At 60.0% G+C, this 25351-nt stretch carries 30 protein-coding genes and 1 tRNA gene; 11 read left to right on the top strand and 20 right to left on the bottom strand.

What is annotated here, in order from left to right:
* Positions 1 to 7 precede the first annotated feature (7 nt).
* Together trpD and ACXAH3_RS05585 are read right to left on the bottom strand one after the other, a co-directional pair.
* Positions 8 to 1024 (bottom strand): anthranilate phosphoribosyltransferase, encoded by a 1017-nt coding sequence (trpD, locus tag ACXAH3_RS05590; protein ID WP_474861060.1) that lies wholly within the window; start codon positions 1022 to 1024, stop codon positions 8 to 10.
* A complete protein-coding gene (locus ACXAH3_RS05585; RefSeq protein WP_474861059.1) occupies positions 1021 to 1602 on the bottom strand; it encodes an anthranilate synthase component II in 582 nt (193 codons plus the stop codon). Before ACXAH3_RS05585 ends, trpD begins: the two co-directional genes overlap by 4 nt.
* A gap of 130 nt (positions 1603 to 1732) precedes the next feature.
* On the opposite strand from ACXAH3_RS05585, the gene ACXAH3_RS05580 reads away from it, so the two are divergent.
* Positions 1733 to 3001 (top strand): divergent polysaccharide deacetylase family protein, encoded by a 1269-nt coding sequence (locus ACXAH3_RS05580; protein ID WP_474861058.1) that lies wholly within the window; start codon positions 1733 to 1735, stop codon positions 2999 to 3001.
* Here the strand turns inward: ACXAH3_RS05580 and ACXAH3_RS05575 are convergent, their stop codons facing one another.
* The 7 genes from ACXAH3_RS05575 to ACXAH3_RS05545 all read right to left on the bottom strand — a co-directional run bounded on the left by ACXAH3_RS05575 (position 3002) and on the right by ACXAH3_RS05545 (position 7978).
* A complete protein-coding gene (locus ACXAH3_RS05575; RefSeq protein WP_474861057.1) occupies positions 3002 to 3427 on the bottom strand; it encodes a cupin domain-containing protein in 426 nt (141 codons plus the stop codon).
* Entirely contained in the window at positions 3424 to 3942 is a 519-nt protein-coding gene (locus ACXAH3_RS05570) for a hypothetical protein (RefSeq protein ID WP_474861056.1), read from the bottom strand. Before ACXAH3_RS05570 ends, ACXAH3_RS05575 begins: the two co-directional genes overlap by 4 nt.
* Positions 3943 to 4107: 165 nt before the next feature.
* Positions 4108 to 4875, bottom strand: a complete 768-nt coding sequence (locus ACXAH3_RS05565; RefSeq protein ID WP_474861055.1) for a hypothetical protein — start codon at positions 4873 to 4875, stop codon at positions 4108 to 4110.
* A gap of 116 nt (positions 4876 to 4991) precedes the next feature.
* Complete coding sequence (locus ACXAH3_RS05560; protein WP_474861054.1) at positions 4992 to 5219, bottom strand: hypothetical protein; 228 nt, start codon at positions 5217 to 5219, stop codon at positions 4992 to 4994.
* A 5-nt stretch (positions 5220 to 5224) separates the two neighbouring features.
* Positions 5225 to 6499 carry a phosphopyruvate hydratase gene (eno, locus tag ACXAH3_RS05555; protein ID WP_474861053.1) on the bottom strand — a complete coding sequence of 425 codons (1275 nt, stop codon included), beginning with the start codon at positions 6497 to 6499 and terminating at the stop codon, positions 5225 to 5227.
* A gap of 83 nt (positions 6500 to 6582) precedes the next feature.
* The gene (locus tag ACXAH3_RS05550) at positions 6583 to 7455 is read right to left on the bottom strand and encodes a DMT family transporter (protein ID WP_474861052.1); all 873 of its coding nucleotides are present in this window, start codon (positions 7453 to 7455) and stop codon (positions 6583 to 6585) included.
* Positions 7456 to 7561: 106 nt separating this feature from the next.
* Complete coding sequence (locus ACXAH3_RS05545; RefSeq protein WP_298907279.1) at positions 7562 to 7978, bottom strand: Fur family transcriptional regulator; 417 nt, start codon at positions 7976 to 7978, stop codon at positions 7562 to 7564.
* Between the two features lie 233 nt (positions 7979 to 8211).
* On the opposite strand from ACXAH3_RS05545, the gene ACXAH3_RS05540 reads away from it, so the two are divergent.
* Positions 8212 to 8874 carry a TetR/AcrR family transcriptional regulator gene (locus ACXAH3_RS05540; protein WP_474861051.1) on the top strand — a complete coding sequence of 221 codons (663 nt, stop codon included), beginning with the start codon at positions 8212 to 8214 and terminating at the stop codon, positions 8872 to 8874.
* Here ACXAH3_RS05540 and ACXAH3_RS05535 read toward each other — a convergent pair.
* The 7 genes from ACXAH3_RS05535 to ACXAH3_RS05505 all read right to left on the bottom strand — a co-directional run bounded on the left by ACXAH3_RS05535 (position 8871) and on the right by ACXAH3_RS05505 (position 15191).
* Positions 8871 to 9707: a PhzF family phenazine biosynthesis protein gene (locus ACXAH3_RS05535; protein WP_474861050.1), complete on the bottom strand. Its 837-nt coding sequence runs from the start codon at positions 9705 to 9707 to the stop codon at positions 8871 to 8873. The two genes, ACXAH3_RS05540 and ACXAH3_RS05535, sit on opposite strands and share 4 nt — an antisense overlap.
* Positions 9707 to 10969 carry a cation:proton antiporter gene (locus ACXAH3_RS05530; protein WP_474861049.1) on the bottom strand — a complete coding sequence of 421 codons (1263 nt, stop codon included), beginning with the start codon at positions 10967 to 10969 and terminating at the stop codon, positions 9707 to 9709. The genes ACXAH3_RS05535 and ACXAH3_RS05530 overlap by 1 nt, the downstream gene beginning before the upstream one ends.
* 90 nt (positions 10970 to 11059) lie before the next feature.
* Positions 11060 to 11743: an endonuclease/exonuclease/phosphatase family protein gene (locus ACXAH3_RS05525; protein ID WP_474861048.1), complete on the bottom strand. Its 684-nt coding sequence runs from the start codon at positions 11741 to 11743 to the stop codon at positions 11060 to 11062.
* Between the two features lie 24 nt (positions 11744 to 11767).
* Positions 11768 to 12214, bottom strand: a complete 447-nt coding sequence (locus ACXAH3_RS05520) for a GNAT family N-acetyltransferase (protein WP_474861047.1) — start codon at positions 12212 to 12214, stop codon at positions 11768 to 11770.
* A complete protein-coding gene (locus ACXAH3_RS05515; protein ID WP_474861046.1) occupies positions 12211 to 13149 on the bottom strand; it encodes a nucleoside hydrolase in 939 nt (312 codons plus the stop codon). The genes ACXAH3_RS05520 and ACXAH3_RS05515 overlap by 4 nt, the downstream gene beginning before the upstream one ends.
* 9 nt (positions 13150 to 13158) lie before the next feature.
* On the bottom strand, positions 13159 to 13938 hold the full coding sequence (xth, locus tag ACXAH3_RS05510) for an exodeoxyribonuclease III (protein WP_474861045.1): 780 nt from the start codon (positions 13936 to 13938) through the stop codon (positions 13159 to 13161).
* Positions 13939 to 14000: 62 nt separating this feature from the next.
* Positions 14001 to 15191 (bottom strand): BaiN/RdsA family NAD(P)/FAD-dependent oxidoreductase, encoded by a 1191-nt coding sequence (locus ACXAH3_RS05505; protein WP_474861044.1) that lies wholly within the window; start codon positions 15189 to 15191, stop codon positions 14001 to 14003.
* A 141-nt stretch (positions 15192 to 15332) separates the two neighbouring features.
* On the opposite strand from ACXAH3_RS05505, the gene ACXAH3_RS05500 reads away from it, so the two are divergent.
* Positions 15333 to 15749, top strand: coding sequence for a globin family protein (locus tag ACXAH3_RS05500; protein ID WP_474861043.1), 417 nt, complete (start codon positions 15333 to 15335; stop codon positions 15747 to 15749).
* A gap of 4 nt (positions 15750 to 15753) precedes the next feature.
* On the opposite strand, the gene ACXAH3_RS05495 is transcribed toward ACXAH3_RS05500, so the two are convergent.
* Positions 15754 to 16077 (bottom strand): HesB/IscA family protein, encoded by a 324-nt coding sequence (locus tag ACXAH3_RS05495; protein ID WP_474861158.1) that lies wholly within the window; start codon positions 16075 to 16077, stop codon positions 15754 to 15756.
* Between the two features lie 139 nt (positions 16078 to 16216).
* Here ACXAH3_RS05495 and ACXAH3_RS05490 point away from each other — a divergent pair, with 139 nt between their 5' ends.
* The 8 genes from ACXAH3_RS05490 (at position 16217) to ACXAH3_RS05455 (ending at position 23651) form a co-directional block, all read left to right on the top strand.
* Complete coding sequence (locus tag ACXAH3_RS05490) at positions 16217 to 17359, top strand: deoxyguanosinetriphosphate triphosphohydrolase (RefSeq protein WP_474861042.1); 1143 nt, start codon at positions 16217 to 16219, stop codon at positions 17357 to 17359.
* Positions 17360 to 17504: 145 nt separating this feature from the next.
* Entirely contained in the window at positions 17505 to 19226 is a 1722-nt protein-coding gene (gene argS, locus ACXAH3_RS05485) for an arginine--tRNA ligase (protein ID WP_474861041.1), read from the top strand.
* A 100-nt stretch (positions 19227 to 19326) separates the two neighbouring features.
* The gene (locus ACXAH3_RS05480; protein WP_474861040.1) at positions 19327 to 20508 is read left to right on the top strand and encodes an SPOR domain-containing protein; all 1182 of its coding nucleotides are present in this window, start codon (positions 19327 to 19329) and stop codon (positions 20506 to 20508) included.
* Positions 20509 to 20510: 2 nt separating this feature from the next.
* The gene (locus tag ACXAH3_RS05475) at positions 20511 to 21542 is read left to right on the top strand and encodes a glycoside hydrolase family 3 N-terminal domain-containing protein (RefSeq protein WP_474861039.1); all 1032 of its coding nucleotides are present in this window, start codon (positions 20511 to 20513) and stop codon (positions 21540 to 21542) included.
* Entirely contained in the window at positions 21529 to 22323 is a 795-nt protein-coding gene (locus tag ACXAH3_RS05470; RefSeq protein ID WP_474861038.1) for a segregation and condensation protein A, read from the top strand. Before ACXAH3_RS05475 ends, ACXAH3_RS05470 begins: the two co-directional genes overlap by 14 nt.
* Positions 22313 to 23005: an SMC-Scp complex subunit ScpB gene (gene scpB / locus ACXAH3_RS05465; RefSeq protein WP_474861037.1), complete on the top strand. Its 693-nt coding sequence runs from the start codon at positions 22313 to 22315 to the stop codon at positions 23003 to 23005. Before ACXAH3_RS05470 ends, scpB begins: the two co-directional genes overlap by 11 nt.
* Before the next feature lie 5 nt (positions 23006 to 23010).
* Complete coding sequence (locus ACXAH3_RS05460; protein WP_474861036.1) at positions 23011 to 23220, top strand: hypothetical protein; 210 nt, start codon at positions 23011 to 23013, stop codon at positions 23218 to 23220.
* Positions 23221 to 23234: 14 nt separating this feature from the next.
* Entirely contained in the window at positions 23235 to 23651 is a 417-nt protein-coding gene (locus tag ACXAH3_RS05455; RefSeq protein ID WP_474861035.1) for a hypothetical protein, read from the top strand.
* 11 nt (positions 23652 to 23662) lie between these two features.
* On the opposite strand, the gene ACXAH3_RS05450 is transcribed toward ACXAH3_RS05455, so the two are convergent.
* From ACXAH3_RS05450 to ACXAH3_RS05440, 3 genes are all read right to left on the bottom strand, one after another.
* Positions 23663 to 23932, bottom strand: a complete 270-nt coding sequence (locus ACXAH3_RS05450) for a DUF6525 family protein (RefSeq protein WP_474861034.1) — start codon at positions 23930 to 23932, stop codon at positions 23663 to 23665.
* Positions 23933 to 24055: 123 nt separating this feature from the next.
* Positions 24056 to 25129: a 2'-deoxycytidine 5'-triphosphate deaminase gene (locus ACXAH3_RS05445; protein ID WP_474861033.1), complete on the bottom strand. Its 1074-nt coding sequence runs from the start codon at positions 25127 to 25129 to the stop codon at positions 24056 to 24058.
* A gap of 85 nt (positions 25130 to 25214) precedes the next feature.
* Positions 25215 to 25291, bottom strand: a tRNA-Pro gene (locus ACXAH3_RS05440).
* Between the last annotated feature and the right edge of the window lie 60 nt (positions 25292 to 25351).

Below are 25351 nucleotides of genomic sequence, written 5' to 3'. Positions count from 1 at the left end.
GGGCAAGTCAGGCGGCCGAGGTCAGGGCGGCCAGCGCTTCGATCTTGGCTTTCGCAGCGCCACTATCGATGCTTTCGGCGGCCATCTCGACACCCGATTTCAGATCGTCCACCTTGTCGGCCACGACCAACGCCGCGGCGGCGTTGAACAGAACTGCATCACGATAAGCCGAGGCCTCTCCGTCGAGAAGGGCGCGGAATGCGACGGCGTTTTCAGCGGGTTCTCCGCCCAGAATGGACGCCAGAGGATGCACGGGCAGCCCTGCATCTTCTGGGTGGATCTCGCGGGCGTGGATCTTGCCATCTTCAAGCGCCGCAACCGAGGTTGCCCCGGTGATCGAAATCTCGTCCATCCCGTCCGCACCGTGGACCAACCACGCTTTTTCAGATCCCAGCGCTTGCAGGGTCTCGGCCATTGGGAAGATCAGGTCAGCCGCAAAAGCACCGGTCAACTGGCGTTTGGCACCAGCGGGGTTTGTCAGCGGGCCAAGGATGTTGAAGATGGTCTTGCAGCCCATTTCTTGACGGACCGGCATGACGTGTTTCATTGCGGGGTGGTGCATCGGGGCCATCATGAAGCCGATACCGACTTCGTTGATCGCGCGCTCGGCGACGTCTGCGCCGACCATGACGTTCACGCCCATTTCCGTCAACGCATCCGCTGCGCCGGATTTTGACGACAGATTACGATTGCCGTGTTTGGCGACCGTGACGCCTGCGCCCGCCACAACAAACGCCGTCGCGGTCGAGATATTCAGCGTGCCCATCCCGTCGCCGCCCGTGCCCACAATGTCCATCGCCCCTTTAGGCGCGTTCACCTTGGCGCATTTCGCGCGCATGACGGCAGCTGCGGCCGAATACTCCGCAACGCTTTCCCCACGTGCCCGCATGGCAGCCAGAAGCGCACCGATCTGGGCAGGGGTGGCGCGGCCTTCAAAAAGCTCCTCGAATGCAGCCTCGGCTTGGGCGCGCGACAGCGGGCCTTCGGTTGCGGCGTAGATCAGAGGTTTCATCGCGTCGCTCATGCCGGCACCTTTGTTTTCTTGAGGAAGTTTTCCAGCATCGCGTGGCCGTGTTCGGACCGGATACTTTCGGGGTGGAACTGTACGCCTTCAATGTTCAGCTCTTTATGGCGCAGGCCCATGATCAAGCCATTGTCCAGCTCGGCCGTGATCTCGAGGCTATCTGGCAGGGTGGCGCGATCCACCACCAGCGAGTGATAGCGCGTGGCCTGAAGCGGTGACGGTAAGCCCTCGAACACGCCTTTGCCTTCGTGAAGAACGGTGCCCATCTTGCCATGTACGATTTCAGGCGCGCGGATGACATCGCCGCCGAACGCCTCGCCAATCGTCTGGTGGCCCAGACATACACCGAACAGAGGCACTTTCGCCTCGGCTGCGGCCAAGGTCAAAGGCAGGCAGATGCCCGCCTGTGCCGGGTCACAGGGGCCGGGGGACAAAACGATCCCATCTGCGCCCATGCCCATCGCCTCTTGCACGTTCAGCGCGTCGTTGCGGCGGACAACCACATCGGCCCCAAGCTCGCCAAAATAATGGACGAGGTTGTAGGTAAAGCTGTCATAATTGTCGATCAGCAGGATCATCTTGCGGCCTTTCGCCAAAGTTGTATCAGAAGGGGTTACGAAAAGCCCTTGTCGGGCTATACATGGTCCAGGCAAGCGCCGAGGGTCAAGAGCGGCGCGGTATCAATTGAGCAAATTGGGGGTAGCAGCCATGGCAAAAGGCTTCCTTACAGGTGTGATTTCTGGCGGTGTTGTGTCTGCTGTTGGGTTGGCGTTGGTGTCTCCGATGTTGCCGAAGGTCGAAATGGGCGCCGCGCCGGTTGCACCGGTCGAGGCGGAAACCCCGGTTGCCGATCCGGTTACCGAAGATGTGACCACAGAAAGCACTGACGCTCCAGAAGGAAATACCGACACTCCCACCGAAGCTGACGCTCCGGAAACGGCCACACCTGAAGAAGAGCCATCGGTCGCGGACGATGGTGCCGATACCGAAAGCGCCTTGGTCCCCGAACCTGCACCCGAACCTGAAACCGCACCCGAACCTGAAACCGCGCCCGAACCCGAGACAGCACCCGATGTGGCCGAACCGGACGTTACCGAACCCGAAACTGCCGAGCCGGAAGTGACCAACGATCAGCAAAGCGGATTGGGCACGTCGGTGGCTCCGCTGGAAGATCAGGCCACTGGTGTGACCACAAACCGTCTGCCCAGCATTGGCACAAATGACCTGACCCCGGGCGGGGAAGGACAGGGGGGCGATGACGAGGCCGCCTTGCAGACCCCGAGATCCGATCAATCAAATTCGCCTCTGGCAATCGAACGTAACGCGGTGCCTGCGGGCGACACGCAAGGTCGCCCCCTGATGGCGATTGTGCTGAAAGACATGGGCCCCGAGCGTGCCCAGCTGCAAGGGCTCGACAGCTTGCCATTTCCTGTCAGTGTCATCGTAGATGTGAACGCCCCCGATCTGGACGAGGCGATTGCTTTCTATCGTGATGCCGGGGCCGAGCTGGTCATTCAAGCGGGGCTGCCGCCCGCGGCAACCCCGACGGATGCCGAAGTGAACTTTCAGGTGCAGCAATCCAAGCTGGACCAAGGGGTTGCGGTCTATATGTCGCCGGACATCGGCTTTCAGACCAACGCGCCGCTGTCGCGCCAGATCGCTGAAATCCTTGTGGCGTCGGGACATGGGTTGATCACCCAGCCCGCGGGGCTCAACACGGGGCACAAAAACGCGATTAAAACTGGCGTGCCCGCTGGGCTGATCTTCCGCGAGCTGGACGGCGCAGGTGAAGACAACAAGGTGATCCGACGTTTTCTGGACAATGCCGCCTTCAAGGCCGATCAAGAGGACGGTGTGATCCTGATGGGCCATGCGGTGCCACAGACCATTGCCGCTTTGATCGAATGGAGCGTGGGGAACCGCGTCAGCTCGGTCGCGATGGTGCCGGTGTCCACAGTCCTGTTGGGCGGTTCGTAATCAACCTGTCGGAATGTCGAACCTCGGTTCGGCCAGTGTGAAGCCCTCGAACTGAAACCCCGGCGAAACGGTGCAACTGACCAGCGTAAAGGCGCCGGTCGTGCGCGCCGCTTGCCAGTGGTCCTTTGGAACGATGATCTGCGGGGTATGGCTCGCAGCCAGATCCGGACCCAGCATATGCTCGACCGCTGGACCTTGATCGCCTTCTGCCATGGACAACACCAAAGGTGCGCCTGCGTGGTAAAGCCAAATCTCGGTCGCGTCGACGCGGTGCCAATGGCTGCGCTCGCCCTTCTTCAACAGAAAATAGATGCAGGTGCCGCTGGGGCGCCCATCGGCGTCGCCGTCCACCCAAGTCTGGCGATAATGCCCGCCTTCAGGATGCGGGGAGAGGTTCAGGTGTTGAATGATCTGGTCTGGGGTCATGCCAGTTTGCTCATCATCGACAGGTTACAGGCGGTCGCATATCCCATCGCGCGATTGACGCCGGGAAGAAGGGCCGCGCCGTTCATGGCAAAACTCAGCTCGATCAAGCCTGCCTGTCCATAGGCAGAGATAATGGCGTCGCGGGCCTCGGGCAGATCGGCCCGGTCGCGCACCACTGCATCGGTCAGGGCAATGACCTCGGCAATAGGGCCGTCGCCTGTGCCCGACAGCACATCCTTGATCCAGTTTTTCGAAAGCCCAGCAGACAGGGCCAGATTGATCTCGGCCTCGACACAGGTGCCACAATCGGCCGCCAACGCCCCGCGCAGACGGGCGGCGTGGTAAGCCTCGGCTGGCAGGTGTTTGCGCGGGTCCAGAAAGCCAAACAACCGGTTATAGCGCGACAGCAAGCCAATATCCGTGTTCGCAATCGCGTGGATATAGTCGAACTGCACGCCCACCCGGCGCTCGGCGCGCTTAATGAAAGAGTGGGCGATGGATCTTAAAACCTTCATATCAAATTCCTTGTGCGCGTCCTTGGGCCAGCATGCGCATGAGGGTGCACTTGGACAAGTGGTGATGCGCATCCTGCGACAGTCCGTGCGCACGCCGCGGCACGTTGCCCGCGATTTTAAGAACGCGCGCAACTGCGCTGTACCGCGACCATCACAACCTGCCCATCACAAACTGTGGCGCAGTTCGGTGATGGATTTTCCCAGCCGGAAGGGGGCCGCGAAGCTGACCATGCACAGCGCAATGACCTGCCAGATCAGAATGCCCGCGTGCTGTTGCAGATATTCCCATTCGTTCTTCAGCGCGCCGACCTCGGTCACCAGATCTTCATAGGCGCGCGCCAGCACGTTGAAATCGCCCACAACTTCGGGACGGGTTGGGGCAAGGGCGGTGGCGGCGGTTTTGGTCTTGTTGTCGGTGGCTGCGAATACAAGGAAACGCTCGATGCTGAACGCGTCGGCTTGCGCGCGCATGTCCTGCATTTCCTCCTCGCGGGCGGTCGCGCGTTTGCCAAGCAGAAAGCTGAGGCTCGCAAGCGGGGCGGCGGACTGCGTGACTTCGATAAACAAGGGCAGATCTGCATTGGCGGCGGTCGAAGCAGACAGGAACTCGATCTTTTCACAAAGGGTGAGAAGATCCGCATCCTCCGCGCCCTCGCAATACCGCAGCCGAAACCGCGCCGCGTCCCCGTCAAAGGCCCGCGTGACCGTATAGGCCACGTCGATCTGCCGATCCAGCCGCGAGCTGTCCGCCGTGTAAAGCCCCGCGAAGATGGCAATCAGCGCACCAAGCCCGCCCAAAAGCACCCAGACCAAATCCGCCAGTTTCCACGCTGCGTGGCCGGGCGGTTTGCGAAACAGGAACGCAGCACCCAACGCGCCCACAGCAAAACAGAGCAGAATGAGATGAACCTGATATTGCGCAATACTTGCCATGGAGGAAGTTTAGGCGCTGACCGGCGTGGAGCAACCGGGATGACGAAGTTGTCATGTGGGCGCAGAAAAAAGGCCGGGGAAATCCCCGGCCTGACTATTATGGTGCAGCCGTTGGTTTAAGAATCCAACTGTTGGTGATTGTCGTCATGCTGATCTCCGCCTTCATCGAGAAGTCGATTCACGTCGCGTGTTTCGATAGTTGACGCGAAGATCCCTGCCGCTGCCAAGGTTGGAACAACATAAACCATCTTGTCCGTCAAAAACGCGACGAAATAGGAGGGGCCAAGGATCACCATGGCCTTTAGGAATGCGGTCCTTAGGTTTGGGGTGATCCTTGATTTCATGGACATCACTTCAGAATGCTGCGCCCCGCATATTCAGCAGTCGCGCCCAGGCTTTCCTCGATGCGGATCAGCTGGTTGTACTTCGCCAACCGGTCCGAACGGGCCAGCGAGCCGGTTTTGATCTGGCCGCAATTGGTGGCGACAGCAAGGTCTGCGATGGTGGCGTCCTCGGTCTCGCCCGAGCGGTGCGACATGACGTTGGTCATGCGAGCGCGGTGGGCCATGTCGACGGCTTTCAGCGTTTCCGACAGCGACCCGATCTGGTTCACCTTCACCAGCATCGAGTTCGCAGCACCTTTTTCGATGCCCATCGCCAGACGCTCGGGGTTGGTTACAAACAGGTCGTCGCCCACCAGCTGCACCTTGTCGCCAATGGCATTGGTCAGGGCGATCCAGCCATCCCAATCGTCTTCGTCCATGCCATCTTCGATCGAGATGATCGGATAGTCGTCACACAGCGCTTTCAGGTACGCGGCGTTCTCTTCGCTGGACAGCGATTTTCCTTCGCCAGCAAGAACGTATTTGCCGTCCTTGTAGTATTCGGTCGCGGCGCAATCGAGGGCCAGATAGATGTCCTCACCGGGCTTATAGCCAGCCTTTTCGATCGAGCTCATGATGAAGTCGAGCGCGTCACGGGTCGAGCCGATATTGGGGGCAAAGCCGCCTTCGTCGCCGATGCCGGTGGACAGGCCAGCGGCGGACAGCTCTTTTTTCAGAGTGTGGAAGACTTCCGATCCCATGCGCACGGCTTCGCGGATGTTCGCGGCCGAAACGGGCATGATCATGAATTCCTGAATGTCGATCGGGTTGTCGGCATGTTCACCGCCATTGATGATGTTCATCATAGGCACAGGCAGAACGCGGGCTGAAGCACCGCCAACATAGCGGTAAAGCGGCAGGGCCGAAGCATCGGCAGCAGCTTTCGCCACGGCCAGCGACACGCCCAGAATGGCGTTTGCGCCCAAGCGGCCTTTGTTGGGGGTGCCGTCCAGCTCGCACATGGCGGCATCGATGGCTTCCTGCTCGGTCGCGTCGAAACCGATCAGCATCTCGGCAATCTCGCCATTTACGGCTTCGACAGCGGCCAGAACGCCCTTGCCCATGTAGCGCGACTTGTCGCCGTCACGCTTTTCTACGGCTTCGTGGGCACCGGTTGACGCGCCCGAGGGCACAGCAGCGCGGCCCAGCGTGCCGTCTTCAAGGATCACGTCCACTTCGACGGTGGGGTTGCCGCGGCTGTCCAGAATTTCACGGGCGAGAATATCAATGATGGTGCTCATGTTAGCGCTCCCAATAAGAAGAAAACTTCAGTTGAGGCGTCTTTAGCGCGTCAGGCCGTCTCGGGCAACAGCGCAGGGGAATGTTAGCGCGCGCGGGCGCGTTGTTCACGCCAGAATGTGTAGGCGCCAGTGCCGATAACGATGGTGGCCCCCACATAGGTCCAGAAATCCGGGCGTTCGGAGAAGACCAACATGCCAAGCGCCATCGAAAAGATCAGCCGCATGTATCGAAACGGCATGATGATCGAGGTTTCGGCAATCCGCATCGCCTGCACGATGGCATAGTATCCCGACACGCCACAGACGATCGCGCCCAGCATATATGCCCATTCGACGCCTTGCGGTATCACGAAAGGATCGTTGATTGGAGCCAGCAAAAGCCCGGCTGGGATGACGGCGAAAAAGCCATAGAAGGCGACGCTGAGGGATGGGATCGACGGATCCATTTGCCGGGTCAACAGATCGCGCAATGCGATGGTGATCACCGCGCCCAGGGGCAGAAGAGCAGCAAGTTGGAAGGCGTCACCTCCGGGCCGGATGATGATCAAGACACCGATAAAGCCTAGGCCGATGGCGCTCCAACGTCGCCAGCCGACCTGTTCGCCCAGAAACAGTGCCGCCCCTGCGGTGATGGCAAGCGGCGTGGCTTGGAAGACGGCCGCGACCGTGGACAGGGGCACCAGCGACAGGGCCGTGATGAAGAACATGGCGGCCACGGCCTCGGACGCATTGCGCCACAACATCAGAGGCGAGCGCATGTCGCGGTGCACCAGCGGGGCCAGCGTGCCGCGCTGTATAAAGGTTAACGTGCCGAATGCGATCATCCCGCCAAGCCCCAGAAAGATCAGCACTTCGGACACGGGAATGCCGCGCGACATCGACTTGATGAACGCATCTTCGCCGGCAAAAACCGCCATCGAGAAGATTACAAACAGAATGCCGCGAATGTTTTGCATTTTCAGGTCCATCTAGGTCTTCAGGCGACAGAACCCGATTTGCCCAAACGCGACAAGGGGGGATTCTTTGATATGTTCAATCACAACACGTGATAGACGGCGCGCTTCAGTCTTTTTTGCGCACGCCGTAAAGTTCCAGCCGGTGGCCCTTCAGCTCATAACCCAGCTTGGCGGCGATCTTTTCCTGAAGCGCTTCGATTTCAGGGTCGAGAAACTCGATCACTTCGCCAGTGGTCAGATCAATCAGATGGTCGTGGTGGTCACGATCCGCGCTTTCATAGCGCGCCCGCCCATCGCCAAACTCGTTCTTCACCAGAATGCCGGCTTCCTCGAACAGTTTCACAGTACGATAGACGGTCGCCAGTGAGATGCGATTGTCGACTGCCGAGGCGCGGGCATGCAGCTCTTCCACATCCGGGTGGTCGTGATGGGCATCCTCTAGCACACGCGCAATCACGCGGCGCTGGTCGGTCATGCGCAGCCCCATATCTTCACAACGTTTCAAAATGGATGCGCCTGACATCTGCCCCCCCGGTTTGGTGTTCGCCCCTTATGCCGTGAAAATTCGGGCAGGCAAAGGGGGTAGGGCATAGGTATCGTCAGTTCCACGTCGGGTTTGGCGCGGCTTTCCTTTCCGTGATATTTGCCTTTCACTGTCGGGACGAGATACACAAATTAAGTGCCCGCAGGTCAATATTGGTGTGAGCTGGCGGTTGGCTGACTGGGGAAGGCGACATGGTCGTCACAAATTAGGGTATGACACTGGAAGAGAAAGGGAAAAGAGCGCGGTCGGATGATCAGAAGTCCGAACGGCAGGCGTCGATATTGGCGGCTGCACGGGAAATGATCGACGAATCGGGCTTTGACGGCGTGACGATGAGCGCGCTGGCCAAGCGCGCGGGCTTGGCGAAAGGGACGCTGTATCTTTATGTCCGGTCGAAAGAAGAGCTGTTCCTGCTGTTGTTCATCGAGGCGATGGAAAAGGTGGTCGAACGCTTCAAATCTGACGCGCATCCCGGAGACAGCGCCGCGCATCTGGCGCAATTGATGACGGAGCGCGCGCAGACCACGCCGCTTTTCCTGCCGCTCTTTGCCCGTCTTGTCGCGGTGATCGAGGCCAATGTGGCGGATGAACCGCTTTTTGCTGCCAAACGTCGATTGCTGGCGCTCGGGGAAGAATGGGCCGCGCATCTGGGATATGTCATTGGCGCTGGGCCGGATCAGGTCCATGTTTTGGCCAGCACAATCACCATGACCATGCTTGGGGCCGCGCAGTTCGACATCTCGGCTCAGCGTGACTTGGAAGGGCTGCCCGATGACATGCGCGAAGCTTTCGCGGCCCACGCCTTTGCGCCCAGTTTCGAGCCGTCGGCGCGATTGATCCTTGAGGCGGTGATGAACGCGCCCAAGCAGGGTTAAAGGATCAGCTTGCCCGACATGGTGCGGATAGCAGACCCGGCGACGGTGACCCGTCCGGGTTCGGCTTTCAGGTGGATCTGCGACGGGCGCCCCATGTCATAACCTTGATGGATGGTCAGGCTTTGCACCGCCCCGCGGGCTTCGCACAAAAGCGCGGCCAAGGGCGCGGCGGCGGACCCGGTGGCGGGATCCTCGGGGGTGCCGTCTAAAGGCGCGAACATGCGGGCATGGATTGTGCCATCCGCATCCTCGACCCACGCATAGACGGCGAAATCGTGATTGCCCGGGAACAGCGCGGCCCCTTCGCGCATCGCGTCAACATTGGGGGACAGGGCGGACAGGGTGTTGCGACTGTCGAGTTGCGCAAAGACGAAATCCCCGCCCAGCGAGGCGATCTCGGGCAGGGTGATGATCTGATCGGGCACACAGCCGATGGCGCGGGCGACGAGTTCGGGCGCGGGGGTGCCTTTGCGCTCCAGCGGGACCTCGGTCACGAAATTGGCCTGCCCGGCTTCAGCATGGGCGGGCAGGGGGCCGACGCCCAATTCCAGCACCATGTCGGGGCCATATCCCATATCCGCAAGCATCACGGCTGTTCCGATCGTCGGATGGCCTGCAAAGGGCAGCTCGCGCATGGGCGTGAAGATACGGATGCGGGCCGTGTGTTTCGGATCCTCGGGCGGCAAAACAAAGGTCGTTTCCGAGAAGTTGAACTCGCGCGCGATGGTCTGCATCTGCGCGTCCGTCAACCCTTCGCCGTCCGGGATCACGGCCAGTTGGTTGCCGCCGAACGGCGTGTCGGTGAAGACATCATAGACGGCATAGTCGCGCATCACATCAGCTCCGGTTCGCGGCCGACCCGTTTAGCCATCGGGGCCACGGTCAGCCCTTGCACGATGATCGAGAAGATCACCACGATATAGGTCGCGGTCAGGATCAGCGGTTTCCACTCACTGTCCGGCAGGGACAGCGCCAGCGCAACCGAAATCCCGCCCTTCAACCCGCCCCATGTCATGATCGGGACCACCCCGCGCGAGAAGCTGCGGAAGGGTTTCAAAAGCAGCACCGGTACGGCCACAGCGGTCAGGCGCGCGACCAGCGCCAATGCGATGGCCATGGTGCCTGCAACGACCGCGTCCATGGTGAAGGCGACGGCGAAAACCTCGAACCCGATCATCAGGAACAGGACGGCATTCAGGATCTCGTCAATCAGCTTCCAGAAGGCGTCGACATATTTGCGGGTTTCTTCGCTCATCCCATGTTTTGCGCCCACGTCGCCAATCAGAAGGCCCGCGCAGACGGCCGTGATCGGGGCCGAGAAGTGCAAGGCGACGGCCAATTCATATCCACCGAACGCAAGGCCAAGGGTCAACAGAACCTCAAGCGAATAGTCGTCGATGCGGCGCATGATGCGGAAGGTCAGCCAGCCAAGGGCCACGCCCAGAACGGCACCTCCCACGGCCTCTTGCAGAAACAAGATGACCGCGCTTACGGCCGCGCTTTCCTCGTGCCCGCCGCCATGGCTGCCTTGGTCTGGGAAGGCCAGCCCGACCAGCACAAGGAAGACAACATAGCCCACGCCGTCATTGAACAGGCTTTCGCCCGCGATCTTAGTCTCCAATGATTTTTGCAGGTTCGCCTCGCGCAAGACGCCCAGCACGGCTACGGGGTCGGTGGGGGTAATGAGCGACCCGAAAACCAGCGCGATCAATATCGGCATACCTGTGATCCAGCTGAACCCCACGCCGACCACAGCGGTTGAAAGCGCAACGCCCATCGTGGCCATAAGGAAGACCAACCGCCATTGCTCGCGCAGGTCCGAGATTTTGACGTGCAGTGCGCCCGCAAACAAGAGCAGCCCCAACATGCCTTCCAAAAGCGCATCCGAAAAGTCGATGCTGGTCACTTGCGTGCGTACCTGATCAGCAACGCCAAGGCCGGGTGCCAAAAGATCCAGAACAAGGATAGCCACCGATGCAAAAAGCGAGACCACCAAGATCCCGATGGCCGAGGGCAGTTTCAGAAAAAGATAGTTAATCGCGCCGAAAAGGCCGGCCAGAACGATCAAAAGAGAAGCAATTTGCAGAAAAGTCATACTCGAACCCGTGTCATCGAAAGTCGCGTTTGCGCGCCTCTTAGCATGTGCGCAGGCGGTGACAAACATGCGAAATTGCGACGATTTCCTTTAGTCTGTAATGCGCAGCTTGGCCCAGACTGGCAGGTGGTCAGATGCAACGCGGGCCAGTTTGGACTGATCGACGCCCGCGTCGCGCAGTTCTACCCCCTCGGACGTCGCGATCCGGTCCAGCGCCGCCATGGGCCGCGAGGCGTGATAGGACCGACCGGGCGAGTGGACGTCGAAATGCAGTTCAAGCGGTTCAAATCCGCGCCGATGGGACCATTCGTTGAAGTCGCCAAGAATCACCGTGGGCAGGTCGATATGGTCGAAATGCTTGGCCAGCGCGCGCATTTGTTGGTGGCGATAGGGGCGGAGCAGGCCCAGATGGGTGCCGATGACCTGTAATTTTCCCTCGATGCCGACAGACACCGCGCCGCGCGGTTCCAAACCCGGCAGCTCGACCGTCCGTGCATCGTGAAATGTCAGCCCTTTGCGCACCAGAACCGCGTTGCCGTGACTGCCAAGTGACAGGCCGTTGGTTGCGAAGGGGACGGGGGCAAAGTCGGTCTCGTCTTCGATCAGCTTGAAAGGAATTGCCGTGGGGCGGGGGCCGAGGCGGCGGTCGGCCTCTTGCAACACCAGAACATCCGCTTCCAGATCGTTAAGCACGTTCAAAATGCGATGCGGATCACGTCGGCGGTCCAGCCCGATGGCTTTGCGCATGTTGTAAGTGGCGATTTTCAGATCCATGGCATTGCAGCCCGCGTGGGCCCGTTAAAACTGATGAGTCATCAGATGATAGCGGCTGCGGGACTGAAAGCCTATGCGTTCATAAAGTGCACGGGCGCGGTCGTTGTTCTTATCGACCTCAAGGCTCATCGCTGTGATGCCTTGGCCTGACAGGGCGCGGACCAGCGCTGCCAATGCTTCAGAACCCATGCCACGACCTCGGACCCGTTCACGCACGTAAAGCTCGTCCAGAAAGGCGTCCAGCCCGCCGAACTCGATCGACCAGCCAAAGCTTACCGCGACATAGCCCACAGGGGCCACGCGCGGGCCGATCATCCAGATTGCGCCGTGGGGGGAACCTTCTAATAAAGGCACCAGCGCGTCGCGCCGCGTGTCGTCATCCTGTTCGATCCCCTCTTCTGCGTGAAACCCAGCAACAAGCGAGATCAGTCGGTCAAGGTCTTCCATCGTGGCAAGGCGCAGACTGCTCATAGGCGGGCGATCCTTTCGGTCAGAAGGTCAAAAAAGCCATCTGCATCAAGGTCGCCGATGAACATGGCGTTGGGGGTGTGATCGGTGACCCCCCACCAATCGGCGACGGTCATGCCCATGGTCAGCTCGGATTGGATTTCGATCTGAACATTGACGTGACGGCCAGAGAACAGGTCGGGCTTGATCAAATAGGCGATGACGGTTGGGTCGTGTAGGGGCGCGCCCTCGGATCCGTATTTGTGGATGTCGAACCGTTCGAAGAAATCCGTCATCTCGGCCACTGCATGGCCCACGTCGCCCGATAGGGCGCGGAAGGCGTCATTGCGGGGCCTTGTAACCAAGGCTTTGTGCGTGACATCCAGCGGCATGACGACGATGTGAATGCCGGATCTGAACACGATATCAGCAGCTTGCGGGTCGACATAAATGTTGAACTCGGCGGCGGGCGTGACATTGCCAACCTCGAAATACGCGCCGCCCATCAGGATGATTTCCTGTACGCGATCCACGATGTCGGGCGCACGCTCAAAGGCGGTGGCGATGTTGGTCAGCGGCCCCAGAGGGCAGAGTGTTACCGTGCCGGCAGGCTCGGCGCGTAAGGTCTCGATGATGAAGTCAACCGCGTGCTGGTCCTGAAGGGGCATGGTGGGATCGGGCAAGGTCGGCCCGTCCAGCCCTGTTTTACCGTGCACATATTCAGCCGTTACCAGATCGCGACGCAAGGGGCGGTCGCAGCCCGCAAAGACGCGGGTTTCAGGCTTGCCCGCAAGCTCACACACGATGCGGGCGTTCTTGGCGGTGAGGGATAGCGGCACGTTACCCGCAACAGCGGTGATGCCCAGTACGTCCACGTCTTCAGGGCTGGCCAGCGCCAGAAGAATGGCAACAGCGTCGTCCTGGCCAGGATCGGTGTCAATGATGATCTTGCGTGTCATTCCAAAACCTTACGCAGCTAGCTTCACCCAAATCGGCACGTGATCCGAGGGCTTGTCGCGCCCACGCACCTCTTTATCAATCTGGCAATCTTCCAGCATATCCGCGCATTCCGGGGACAGCAGGAAATGGTCAATGCGAATGCCATCATTGCGCTGCCACGACCCACGCTGGAAGTCCCAGAAGGAATACTGCTCGGGCGCTTGGTTGCGGGCGCGGAACGCCTCGGTCAGTCCAAGGTTCAGGATATTGCGCCATGCCTCGCGGCTTTCGGGGCGATAGAGGGCGTCTTCGGTCCAATCCTGTGGACGGGCGGCATCTTCGGCTTGCGGGATGATGTTGTAATCACCGGCCATCAAGAAAGGGATTTCTTCGGCTAAAAGCTCCTCGGCCCGGGCGCGCAAACGTTCCATCCAAGCAAGCTTGTAGTCGTATTTGGGGCCGGGCACCGGGTTGCCGTTGGGCAGGTAGAGGCCACAAATTCGCACGGCGTGATCGCCCACCACAGTTGCCTCGATATAACGGGCCTGTTCGTCTTCGTCGTCTCCGGGCAATCCGCGCGTTACATCCTCAAGCGGCAGCTTGGATAAAAGTGCCACGCCATTGAAGCTTTTCTGCCCGTGGGTTTCGACATTATACCCTTTTTCTTCAAAGACTTCTCGGGGGAAGTTCTCGTCAATTGACTTGATTTCCTGCAAGATCGCCACGTCCGGCTGCGCCTCGTCCAGCCAATCCATCAATGCGGGCAAACGGGCCTTGATACCATTGATGTTGAAGCTGGCGATTTTCATGAGGCTCTCCTGTTGTTGTGGGCACTGTGGGGGCAAATGCGGGTGGGCGCAAGCAAAGCGAGTCAGGCTTCGGCGATATGCCGCCCGGCAGCATGCGCGCTGGCCCAGGCCCACTGGAAATTGAACCCGCCCAGCCAACCGGTGACGTCAACGCACTCGCCGATGAAATAAAGGCCGGGGGTGGTTTTTGACATCAAGGACTTGCTGTCGAGCCCATCGGTGGACACACCGCCCAATGTAACCTCGGCAGTGCGATAGCCTTCGGTGCCCGAGGGGGTGAGTTGCCAGTTGGAAAGTTGCTCCAGAAGCGCATCCAGAGCTTTGTCGGACTGATCCGCCAGCCGCCCGGTCAGGTCGAAACGACCGGCCAATTCGGCGGTCAGATGTTCGACCAGACGCGCGGGCAGGTGGCGGGACAATTCGGTGGACAGCTGGCGACGGCCCTCGGTCTGGCGCTGGGCGCGGAGGGCATCGCGCAAGGCAAGCCCGTGGGTCAGGTCAATGTGAACCGCCTCGCCGGGTTGCCAATAGGACGAGATTTGTAGGATCGCCGGGCCCGACAGGCCGCGATGGGTAAACAGCAGCGCTTCCTCAAAGCTGGCGCGGTCGTTCCAGACCCGCACCGGCAGCGAGACGCCCGAAATCGCCGCAAACCGCCCGTCCGGGAAGGTGAAGGGCACAAGCCCGGCGCTGGTCTCGACGATCTGGTGCCCGAATTGTCTTGCAATATCATAGGCAAATCCCGTCGCGCCCATCTTGGGGATCGACTTGCCACCAGTGGCGATGATCAGGTTCTGGCATGACATACGGCCTTGCGAGGTCTCAAGCAGGAAGCCGCTTTCGGCCTTTGTGACCGTACCGACAGAAGTATTCAGCGCCAGTTCGGCCCCCGTTTTCGCCATCCGGTCGGTCAGCATCTCGACGATCTGCGTCGATTTTCCATCGCAAAACAGCTGTCCCAGCGTTTTTTCGTGCCACGCAATGCTCGCCTGATCCACCAGCGCGACAAAATCCCACTGGCTGTACCGGGCCAGCGCGGATTTGTGGAAATGCGGATTCTGGCCGACAAAGTTCTTCGGCTCGGCATACATGTTGGTGAAATTACAGCGCCCGCCGCCGGAAATGCGGATCTTCTCTCCGGGTTTCTTGGCGTGGTCGATGACCAGCGTGGGCCCAGCCTTGGCCGCAAAGGGCGCCGCAAACAGCCCTGCCGCACCTGCGCCGATGATGATCGTATGCCAATCCTGTTTCATGCGCGCGTCGTAACCTGTTCACCCGTTGGGGGGAAGAAAAATGCGCTTGGGCGTGTTTTTCTTCGGGCATTGTCAGATTTTGTTAACTGAGATCGGTCAGGTTTAGGGCAAATCTGACGTTTCAAAGGAAAGATCACCGCCATGGATTATCTGACCCGCGCCCAATGCCTGCACAGCCTGGACCTTCTCGTCGGACAAGAGGACGTGTTCGCCCATGCGTTTTTCCCACTGTTGTTCCAACGCGCGCCCGAATTGCGGGTGCTGTTTCCTGAGAATATCGAAGACCACGCCGAACAGGTGCGGGTGCTTTATCGTCTGATGATGGCGTTTGCCGGGAACGAAGTAACGCAGGTTGCGGGCCTGCGCCTGATTGGATGTCGCATGGCGATGCGCGGGCTGGGCCCCGATTATGCCGAGGTGCTGGTAAACACGCTGATCGGCACGCTGAAACGTCAGTTGGGCAATTCGTGGCAGGCAGATTTCGCCTATGCGTGGCGGATTGCTAAGGACGAGGCGCTGGATGCAATGGCCGACGGGGCAGAATTGCTGGCGGCGTAACGCGCTAGATCGAAAAGGACGTGCCGCAGCCGCAAGACGCCGTGGCGTTCGGGTTGTCGATTACGAAACGTGCGCCGATCAGTTCCTCGGTGAAATCAATCACAGCGTCGGCTAAAAAGGGCAGGGACACTTCATCCACCACCACTTGTTCCCCGCCGCCTTCCAGCACCAGGTCGCCTTCGGCCGGGTCATCCAGAGAGATCTCGTACTGAAACCCTGAACAGCCGCCGCCTTCGACAGCGACGCGCAAAGCTTTACCTTGTTGGCTCGCGCCGATCTCGGACAGGCGGGCGAAGGCTCGGTCTGTGACTTTGGGGGGCAGGTTCAGGTCCATCGGGAATTCCGTTTCATGTTCACGCAAAAGGCAATATAGGTTTGCCGGACGGGCGCGACAAGACGCTCTGAACGGCGATATGCGGACGGGACATCTGTTAGGCGCCAGAAATGACAGGCGGAAAGGGGCAGCCATGCTTGCCAGCTTTGCAACCCATCCCGGCGCCAGCCGGGGGCGGCTTCATGCGGAAGGGGAAAGCGAATTTCGTGAACCCTATCAACGGGATCGCGACCGGATTATCCATTCCTCGGGCTTTCGTAGGCTGAAGCACAAGACGCAGGTGTTCGTTGAGCACGAAGGCGACTATTTCCGCACGCGGCTGACCCACTCAATCGAGGTCGCGCAGGTGGCGCGAACCATCGCGGGCGCGCTGGGGCTGAACAGCCACCTGACCGAGGCCGTGGCGCTGGCGCACGATCTGGGTCATACGCCTTTCGGCCATACGGGCGAAGATAAGCTGGACGAGCTGATGGCCCCCTTTGGTGGCTTTGATCACAACGCGCAGGCGCTGAAGATCGTGACCTCGCTTGAGCGACACTATGCCGAATGGGACGGGCTGAACCTGACCTGGGAGACTTTGGAGGGGATTGCCAAGCATAACGGCCCGGTGGTGGGTGATCTGCCCTATGCGCTTGCCGAGTATAACGCCCTGCATGATCTGGAACTGTCCACCCATGCGGGCGCAGAGGCGCAGGTCGCGGCGTTGGCCGATGACATTGCCTATAACAACCACGATCTGCATGACGGATTGCGGGCGGGGCTGTTCACCATGGAGGAAATCGCCGAGCTGCCCATCGTGGGTGCTGCGATTGCCGAAGTGGACAGGCTCTATCCCGGGTTGGATGCAGGCCGTCGTCGGCACGAGGCCTTGCGCCGCGTGTTCGGCGTGATGGTCGAAGATGTGCTGAGCACCTCGCAAAGCTTGTTGGTGGCAGCTGATCCGCAATCCGTCGAAGACATCCGCGCGCTTGACCACGCGGTCATCCGCTTTTCCCCCGAATTGTGGGCCGACCTGAAAGTGATCCGCAAGTTCCTGTTCACTCGCATGTACCGCGCACCATCCGTGATCGAGATGCGCACCCGCGTCACGGCTGTGGTGGGCGATCTGTTCGGACATTTCATGGCGCATCCGATGGAGCTGCCTGAGGAATGGTACCGCGAGATTGAAGCGGCTGAAGGCGAAACGGCCTTGGCGCGTTTGGTGTCGGACTATATCGCGGGGATGACAGACCGGTTCGCGCTTCAGGAACATGACCGTCTGGGGTTGGGCGGGTAGGGGCGTCGCCCCTCTTGGCTTTCAGCCAATTCACCCCAGGATATTCATAACAAGAAAATGCGCGAGGGTCGGGTTCGGCCCCAGCATCGCTTGACCTTTGGGGCGGGCCTGTTAGGAGTGCGCGGGACAGATAAGGACCGAGATGATGAACCTCTTTGCCGATATTCGCGCGCTTGTGATTGATGCCTTGACTCAGATGGTCAGCGAAGGCGCTTTGCCCGAGGGGCTGAGCTTTGACAACGTGGCGGTTGAGCCTCCGCGCGATGCGGCGCATGGGGATATGGCGACGAATGCGGCGATGGTTTTGGCGAAACCCGCCAAGATGAAGCCGCGCGACATCGCGGATGTGCTGGCAGGTAAGTTGGCCGAAGATGCGCGTGTCGACGTGGCCGAAGTGGCGGGGCCGGGGTTCTTGAACCTGCGGTTGGCTGCGCCCGTGTGGACGGCCTTGGTCGAGGGCGTGCTGGCGGACCCTAGCTTTGGTCGGTCAGCCATGGGCGCCGGGCAGAAAGTGAACGTGGAATACGTGTCCGCCAACCCGACGGGTCCGCTTCATGTGGGCCACACGCGGGGTGCTGTCTTTGGTGACGCTCTGGCCAGTTTGTTGGATTTCGCCGGTCATGACGTGACACGCGAATATTACATCAACGATGGCGGCGCGCAGGTCGATGTGTTGGCGCGGTCGGTGTATCTGCGGTACTTGGAAGCGCATGGCCAAGAAGTGGCGTTCGAGGACGGCACCTATCCCGGCGACTATCTGGTCCCGGTGGGCGAGGCACTGAAAGCCAAGGTGGGCGACGCCTATGTGGGAAAGCCGGAAGCCGACTGGTTGGTCGAGATCCGCGAGTTCGCGACGGAAGCCATGATGGATCTGATCCGCGAGGATCTGGCGCAGCTGGGTGTGAAGATGGATGTCTTCTTCTCGGAAAAATCGTTGTATGGCACGGGCCGGATCGAAGGCGCTTTGGAAGCGCTTCAGAGCAAGGGCCTGATTTATGAAGGCGTGCTGGAGCCGCCCAAGGGCAAGAAGCCCGAGGATTGGGAGCCGCGCGAGCAGACCCTGTTCAAGTCTACCGAACATGGCGACGACGTGGACCGGCCGGTGAAGAAATCGGATGGCAGCTGGACCTATTTTGCGCCGGATATCGCGTATCATTTCGACAAGGTGGAACGCGGCTTTGACGCGCTGATCGACGTGTTTGGGGCTGATCACGGTGGTTATGTGAAGCGGATGAAAGCCGCTGTGTCGGCGCTGTCGGATGGCAAGGTGCCGTTGGACATCAAGCTGACTCAGCTGGTGAAGCTGTGGAAGAACGGCGAGCCGTTCAAAATGTCGAAGCGGGCGGGTAATTTCGTGACCTTGCGTGATGTGGTCGAGCAGGTCGGCTCGGATGTGACGCGATTCGTGATGCTGACCCGCAAGAACGACGCGCCTTTGGACTTTGATTTTGACAAGGTTCTGGAGCAGTCCAAGGACAACCCCGTTTTCTATGTGCAGTACGCGCATGCGCGGGTCTGTTCGGTGCTGCGTAAAGCGGCCGAGCAGGGCGTGACCCTGTCTGACACCCCGAATTTGCAGGACGAGGCCGAGTTGGCCGTGGCCAAGAAGCTGGCCGAATGGCCGCGTTTGGTCGAGATCGCCGCGCGGACCCACGAGCCGCACAGGATCGCGTTCTATCTGTACGAGCTGGCCTCGGAATTCCATGCGCTGTGGAACCGTGGAAATGACAAACCGGAGCTGCGGTTCCTTCAGGATGGCAATAATGACTCATCGGCGGCAAAAATTGCCCTACCGCGTGCAGTCGCCGTTGTCATTTCGTCGGGATTGGGTATTTTGGGCGTCACTCCGGCCGAGGAAATGCGCTGACATAATGCGCCCCGGTCGAGTGCGAGTAGAGCAGTTTGACCGGCGCAGGGTGTGGAAAGAGCCATAAGGCCAAGCCCCTAATGTCCGGGTGTGAGGCAAGATGGCAGAAGCAAATTGGGGGCATGGCGCCCCGCATCCCGCGTATCAAAATCATCCCGATTATGGGCATCGTCCCGAACCTGTGGTGACAACTGCGGGGTCTGCCTATGTGCATCCAGCGCATGGTGGCCCGGCCCCTCAGCCTGCTCAGATGCAGGCCGGATATGGTGGCTATCAGGATGCGCCTTTTGAAGATCAGGGGTATTACGCCCAACCCGATGGGCCCGCCGTATCGCGTGGTGGTGGGGGGCTGTTGAACTATGCAGGTGCCGCCGTGTCGCTGGCGCTGATCGTTGGCCTTGGTGTTTGGGGTTATAAACTGGCGATGCGCGACGTGACCGGCATTCCGGTGGTGCGCGCGTTGGAAGGGCCTATGCGCGTGCAGCCAGATAATCCCGGCGGACAATCGGCGGACCATCAGGGACTTGCCGTGAACGCGGTGCAGGCGGAAGGCGAGGCTTCCGGCCCCGCCGATCGTCTGGTGCTGGCACCCGAGCCCGCGTCGCTGTCGGGTGATGACGCGACCGTGGCGGAAGTCGCCCGTGCCGATACCGATGTGACCGTGCCCGCCGCTGCCATTCAGGCTTATGTGACCGAAACCGCCGCCGAGGTTGACCCGGTGGCCGCAGCACTTGCCATTGCTGAACAGATTGCCGCAGATGCACCCGCGCTTAGCGCCACCCCCGAGGTCGAACCGACCGAGGTTGTTGCCTCGATCGCGCCGACCGCCATCCCGGTGCCGTCCGTGGCCGAGGTCGCAGCACCCGCAGTTCCAGCCGAGCCGAGCGTCAAGATCATTCCGACATCCGTGCCCGGTGTCAGCAAATCTCTGCGCCCAAATTTGCGCCCTGCTGACCTGAACACCAAAGTATCTGCCCCCGCACCGACTGCGCCGACGGCAGTGAAAGACATCGACCCCGCGACGCTGCCCGCTGGCACACGTCTTGTGCAATTGGGTGCCTTTGACAGCGCCGAAGTGGCCCGCGAGCAGTGGGACATCCTGTCAGCCCGGTTCGAGGACTATATGGGCGGCAAATCCCGCGTGATCGAGAAAGCGCAGACCGGCGGCAAGACCTTCTATCGCCTGCGCGCAATGGGCTTTGCAGATCTGGCCGACTCGCGTCGTTTCTGTTCGGTGTTGATGGCCGCCAAGGCTGCCTGCATCCCCGTCGCGACCCGATAATTATGTCCCGCATTGGCGCATATATCCTTGGCTGCGAAGGCACATCTCTGTCGCGCGCCGAGCGTGATTTCTTTGAACGCGCCCAGCCGTGGGGCTTTATTCTGTTTGCCCGCAACGTGGACACGCCTGATCAGCTGCGCGCCCTGACCAGCGAGCTGCGCGGAGCGGTTGGGCGCGACGTGCCGATTTTCATTGATCAGGAAGGTGGCCGTGTCGCGCGGATGAGCGCGCCCCATTGGCGCGAATGGCTGCCTGCTTTGGATCAGGTGCAGTTGAACCCCAAAGCCTCGGTCCGCAGCCTCTATATCCGCTATCGCCTGATCGCGGACGAGCTTTTGTCGGTCGGTATCGACGGAAACTGCGCGCCGCTGGCCGATATTGCCACGGCCGAAACCCACCCGATCCTGCACAACCGCTGCTATGGCGAGGATGTGGTTAAAGTTGCCGAACGCGCCGCCAGCGTGGCGCAAGGCTGCTTGGATGGCGGCGTGTTGCCGGTGGTGAAACATATCCCGGGACATGGACGGTCCACGCTGGACAGCCATTTGGAACTGCCCCGCGTCAAAACCAAAGCCAAGGAACTGGGCCGGACCGATTTCATGGCGTTCGAAGCATTGGCAGGTCTGCCTTTAGCCATGTCCGCGCATATTGTCTATGAAGACATCGACCCGGATCTTCCTGCAACCCTAAGCCCGGACATGATCGCGGTGATCCGCGACAAGATCGGGTTTGGCGGGCTTTTGATGACGGACGATATCTCGATGCAGGCGCTGTCTGGCGCTTTGTCCGTGCGGTCCCGCGCTGCTTTGCGTGCCGGATGTGACGTGGTTTTGCATTGCAACGGCCAGCTTGAACAGATGGAAGAGGTCGCAGATGCCAGCGGAGATCTGTCTGGCGACGCGCTTTCACGCGCCGAAACCGCGCTTTCGTGGCGCAAACCGCCCGTTCCCATTGACATTGACGCCTTAGACGCTGAATTTCAAAGCCTGATGACTGGTGAAACAACACCACAGGCAGGTGATGAGCGAGACTGAAGAGTTTCAAGAAGACAAGTTATCAGTGTCCGAGCGGCTGGCCGCCGAGGCGCTGATCGTTGACGTCGAGGGGTTTGAAGGCCCGCTTGACCTGCTTTTGACTCTGTCCCGCACCCAGAAAGTAGATCTTCGCAAGATTTCAGTCCTCGAATTGTCGGTGCAGTATCTGGCCTTCGTGGAACGCGCACGGCATTTGCGCATTGAACTGGCTGCCGACTATCTGGTGATGGCGGCGTGGCTTGCCTTCCTGAAATCGCGCCTTCTGTTGCCGCCGGACCCATCCGAAGAAGGGCCAACCGGCGAGGAACTGGCCGCCCACCTTGCCTTCCAGCTGGAACGCCTTCAGGGCATGCGTGATGCGGCCGCCAAGCTGATGGCGCGCGACCAGTTGGGTCGCGACTTCTTCGCCCGCGGCGTGCCCGAGGACGTGACCCGCGTGCGCCGCGTCACCTATACCGCGACGCTTCTTGACCTGATGCAGGGCTATGCCCGGATCCGCACAAAGGACGAGTTCCGCCCCTTCGTTATGGACCGCGACGCGGTGATGACGATGGAGCAGGCGCTGGACCGGATGCGCGGGCTGATCAACTTCGCTGGCGATTGGACCGAGCTGACCTCGTACCTGCCCGAGGGTTGGGAAGTCGAACCCGCCAAGCGCCGCTCGGCGATGGCTGCAAATTTCGCCGCCACGTTGGAAATGGCCAAACGAGGCGAGCTTGAGCTTAGACAGGGCGACACGTTCTCGCCCATTCAAATCCGCAGGAAATCGAATGACGGATGATGTGATCAGTGACACGCCCAGTGAGGGGCCCAGCGACGGACAAGAAACCCGCGAGGAAAGCCTGTTCGAGGCACCCCCGATGGGTGAACAGGAACGGATGGTGGAAGCCATCCTGTTTGCGTCGGCCGAACCGGTCAGCGTGAAAGAGCTGGAAGACCGAATGCCGCATGGCTGCGACGCCGCCGAGGCGCTGGTCCACCTGAGAAAACGCTATGAAGGGCGGGGCGTGTCGGTGGTAAAAGTGGGCGATGCCTGGGCCATCCGCACCGCGCCGGACCTTGGGTATCTGATGCAAAAGGAAACTGTCGAGCAGCGCAAACTCAGCCGCGCCGCGATCGAGACTTTGGCAATTATCGCCTATCATCAACCGGTTACACGCGCCGAGATCGAAGAGATTCGCGGTGTGTCGGTCAGTCGTGGTACCATTGATCAACTGATCGAAATGGAGTGGATCCGCTTTGGCCGTCGTCGCATGACGCCGGGCCGCCCGGTGACATTCGTGGTCACGCCGGGCTTCTTGGATCAATTCGGACTGGAAAGCGCACGCGATCTGCCGGGGCTGAAAGAACTCCGCTCGGCCGGTCTATTGGAAAGCCGTCCGCCCCCTGGTGCAATGCCCGGCCCGGAAACGGACGACGAAGAGGAAAGCCCAGAAGGTCAGTCGGAACTGTTCGAGGATTAAGTGCTATGAACGTCAATCAGCTTATCAACATGATCGTCCGCATTGTCACGCGACGCCTGATGAACAAAGGCGTCAACGCAGGCATTGATCTGGCCGCCCGCCGTGGCAAAGCCAAAGAAGACATGACGCCGGAAGAACGCGAAGAAGCCCGTAAAGCACGCGAAATCGCCAAGCGGGGGCGGCAGGCCTCTCGGATTGGGCGACGCTTGTTTTAGGCCGGTGGTGCGCTGTGAGTATTCATAGATATGTGGTTGAGAAGCTTAGAACCCACGGCGTCGAAAAGTCAGAGCGTGGAAAGCTGATTCTCGAAGATCTGAAACTGCTTTCGATGTTCGTCGCCCTCGAAAGAGCAGTGATAGATCGCAGTTTTGATGCTGTCCTCGCCGCAGCGGGCGACATCGAGGAGTACTTAGAGAGTATCGGCAAACGGTCATTGCTGGTGCTTGTCTATATGTATCTTCGGTTTTCAAACCTGACCCCAAAGATAACGAAGCCAGACAACAAGCTATCGGATGGGCTGGTTCAGAAAAGCTATGTCTTCACCCATCAAATCACTGATGAAGAGCGACTTATAGGTCTTTGGGCAGCTGTGAAATACGATGAAGTAGGCGAAGCACTCCTTAAAACAGTATATTCAGCTGGCTAAGTGTTCGGGAGTCAGGCAGGATACCGATCCCCCCAAACGTGCCGGGCATCTTTGGCCAGAAGGTTCTTCTGAAGGCGGTCCAGCTCTTGCAAGGCGCGGGCCGGGTCATTGGTACGTTTCAGTGCTTTTTCATACGCGGACTGCACCGATTTCGCTCGCCAAGGCAGGGCGGCAGTGGCAACCCAGCTGCGCAGTGGGGCTGGTAGACGGTCGTAATCCGACATTGGGTTTCGCGATTTTCGCTTACTTTTCAATGATGTCGCGCCGCGATTGTGCCCCATGGTCCAGCCCTTACACCTAAAAAAATGCCGCGATGGGTGTCAGCCTACGTCGGTCAAGGGGGAATTTATGATATAACGTAACACTTCGCAAGCAGCGACGGCTCGACTTTCGCTTCCGCCGCCTTACTTGAAATGTTTCGACAGCTTCAGCCCTTGGCCCTGATAGTTCGACTTGATGTCGACACCATAAAGCGCTTCGGGAATTTCGCTCATTTTTTCATAGACAAGGCGGCCAACCACCTGCCCGTGTTCCAACACGAATGGGGCCTCGTGGCAGCGGACTTCAAGCACACCGCGCGATCCTGATCCGCCCGCCGCATCATAACCGAAACCGGGGTCGAAGAAGCCCGCATAGTGTACGCGAAATTCGCCAACCATCGCCAGATAGGGGGCCATTTCGGCGGCGCAATCGGGCGGGATGGCGATGGCTTCGCGGCTGACGAGGATATAGAACGCGCCGGGGTCAAGGATGATCCGGCCCTCGGTTGTGCGGACCTCTTCCCAGTAATCGGCGGGGTCGTAATGGGCCAGTTTTGACAGATCCACGACGCCGGTGTGACGCTTGGCGCGATAGCCGACCAAATCGCCCTCGGCAGGTTTCAGATCGACGGAAAAGCCAAGACCGTCCGATATGACCGGGTCGCCCGACACGATGGCGCTACGGTCATGCACAGCGCGAAGCTCGTCATCGGACAGAATCGTTTTGCCCTGCCGGAAAATGATCTGGTTCAGCAACTGCCCCGGTTGCGCCACAACAGAAAAGCTTTGCGGACAAAGCTCCGCATAAAGCGGGCCATCATAGCCTTCGGGCACGCGGTCAAACTCGATCCCCTGATCGGTGATTACGCGGGTCATCAGATCCACGCGGCCGATCGAGCTTTTGGCGCTAGCGGCGGCGGTCATGCCCTCGGGCAGGTTTAACTGCTCCATCAAGGGAATCACATAGACGCAGCCCTTTTCCAAGACCGCGCCGCCGGTCAGCGACAGCTCGTGCATGGTCAGTTCCGACAGGCGGTCAGCCACTGTGGCGTCCTTGCCCGGCAGGAAGGACGCGCGCACGCGGAAGGCTTTTTCACCCAGACGCAAATCAAGCGACGCCGGCTGAATCTGTTCGTTCAAAATGGGAGAGGACGCGGAAATGCCGCCTTCTGTGATCATCTGCCGGATCTGATGATCGGCCAGCACACCGGATTTCATGGCGTTCCTCCTTCGCCGCAGACCGCAAAGGGTCCTGATCCATACAAAAACACCCACCCGAATGCCGGGCGGGCGTTTCTTGATTTGGTCGGGCTAGCAGGACTCGAACCTGCGACCTTCCGTCCCCCAGACGGACGCGCTACCAGGCTGCGCCATAGCCCGACTGAGGCCCTTACATAGTGATTTTCACGGGCAGGGCAAGCGAGAAAAGCCCCGAAATTG

This window comes from Aliiroseovarius sp. ABM4_368, from assembly GCF_056161205.1.
The sequence above is the reverse complement of the archived record's forward strand: the minus strand, read 5'-3'. Positions and strand labels throughout refer to the sequence as shown.

Bases quoted from the DNA above. Each gene is read 5' to 3' on its own strand.
- trpD (WP_474861060.1), bottom strand. From the start codon at position 1,024: ATGAGCGACGCGATGAAACCTCTGATCTACGCCGCAACCGAAGGCCCG.
- ACXAH3_RS05585 (WP_474861059.1), bottom strand. From the start codon at position 1,602: ATGATCCTGCTGATCGACAATTATGACAGCTTTACCTACAACCTCGTC.
- ACXAH3_RS05580 (WP_474861058.1), top strand. From the start codon at position 1,733: ATGGCAAAAGGCTTCCTTACAGGTGTGATTTCTGGCGGTGTTGTGTCT.
- ACXAH3_RS05575 (WP_474861057.1), bottom strand. From the start codon at position 3,427: ATGACCCCAGACCAGATCATTCAACACCTGAACCTCTCCCCGCATCCT.
- ACXAH3_RS05570 (WP_474861056.1), bottom strand. From the start codon at position 3,942: ATGAAGGTTTTAAGATCCATCGCCCACTCTTTCATTAAGCGCGCCGAG.
- ACXAH3_RS05565 (WP_474861055.1), bottom strand. From the start codon at position 4,875: ATGGCAAGTATTGCGCAATATCAGGTTCATCTCATTCTGCTCTGTTTT.
- ACXAH3_RS05560 (WP_474861054.1), bottom strand. From the start codon at position 5,219: ATGAAATCAAGGATCACCCCAAACCTAAGGACCGCATTCCTAAAGGCC.
- eno (WP_474861053.1), bottom strand. From the start codon at position 6,499: ATGAGCACCATCATTGATATTCTCGCCCGTGAAATTCTGGACAGCCGC.
- ACXAH3_RS05550 (WP_474861052.1), bottom strand. From the start codon at position 7,455: ATGCAAAACATTCGCGGCATTCTGTTTGTAATCTTCTCGATGGCGGTT.
- ACXAH3_RS05545 (WP_298907279.1), bottom strand. From the start codon at position 7,978: ATGTCAGGCGCATCCATTTTGAAACGTTGTGAAGATATGGGGCTGCGC.
- ACXAH3_RS05540 (WP_474861051.1), top strand. From the start codon at position 8,212: ATGACACTGGAAGAGAAAGGGAAAAGAGCGCGGTCGGATGATCAGAAG.
- ACXAH3_RS05535 (WP_474861050.1), bottom strand. From the start codon at position 9,707: ATGCGCGACTATGCCGTCTATGATGTCTTCACCGACACGCCGTTCGGC.
- ACXAH3_RS05530 (WP_474861049.1), bottom strand. From the start codon at position 10,969: ATGACTTTTCTGCAAATTGCTTCTCTTTTGATCGTTCTGGCCGGCCTT.
- ACXAH3_RS05525 (WP_474861048.1), bottom strand. From the start codon at position 11,743: ATGGATCTGAAAATCGCCACTTACAACATGCGCAAAGCCATCGGGCTG.
- ACXAH3_RS05520 (WP_474861047.1), bottom strand. From the start codon at position 12,214: ATGAGCAGTCTGCGCCTTGCCACGATGGAAGACCTTGACCGACTGATC.
- ACXAH3_RS05515 (WP_474861046.1), bottom strand. From the start codon at position 13,149: ATGACACGCAAGATCATCATTGACACCGATCCTGGCCAGGACGACGCT.
- xth (WP_474861045.1), bottom strand. From the start codon at position 13,938: ATGAAAATCGCCAGCTTCAACATCAATGGTATCAAGGCCCGTTTGCCC.
- ACXAH3_RS05505 (WP_474861044.1), bottom strand. From the start codon at position 15,191: ATGAAACAGGATTGGCATACGATCATCATCGGCGCAGGTGCGGCAGGG.
- ACXAH3_RS05500 (WP_474861043.1), top strand. From the start codon at position 15,333: ATGGATTATCTGACCCGCGCCCAATGCCTGCACAGCCTGGACCTTCTC.
- ACXAH3_RS05490 (WP_474861042.1), top strand. From the start codon at position 16,217: ATGCTTGCCAGCTTTGCAACCCATCCCGGCGCCAGCCGGGGGCGGCTT.
- argS (WP_474861041.1), top strand. From the start codon at position 17,505: ATGAACCTCTTTGCCGATATTCGCGCGCTTGTGATTGATGCCTTGACT.
- ACXAH3_RS05480 (WP_474861040.1), top strand. From the start codon at position 19,327: ATGGCAGAAGCAAATTGGGGGCATGGCGCCCCGCATCCCGCGTATCAA.
- ACXAH3_RS05475 (WP_474861039.1), top strand. From the start codon at position 20,511: ATGTCCCGCATTGGCGCATATATCCTTGGCTGCGAAGGCACATCTCTG.
- ACXAH3_RS05470 (WP_474861038.1), top strand. From the start codon at position 21,529: ATGAGCGAGACTGAAGAGTTTCAAGAAGACAAGTTATCAGTGTCCGAG.
- scpB (WP_474861037.1), top strand. From the start codon at position 22,313: ATGACGGATGATGTGATCAGTGACACGCCCAGTGAGGGGCCCAGCGAC.
- ACXAH3_RS05460 (WP_474861036.1), top strand. From the start codon at position 23,011: ATGAACGTCAATCAGCTTATCAACATGATCGTCCGCATTGTCACGCGA.
- ACXAH3_RS05450 (WP_474861034.1), bottom strand. From the start codon at position 23,932: ATGGGGCACAATCGCGGCGCGACATCATTGAAAAGTAAGCGAAAATCG.
- ACXAH3_RS05445 (WP_474861033.1), bottom strand. From the start codon at position 25,129: ATGAAATCCGGTGTGCTGGCCGATCATCAGATCCGGCAGATGATCACA.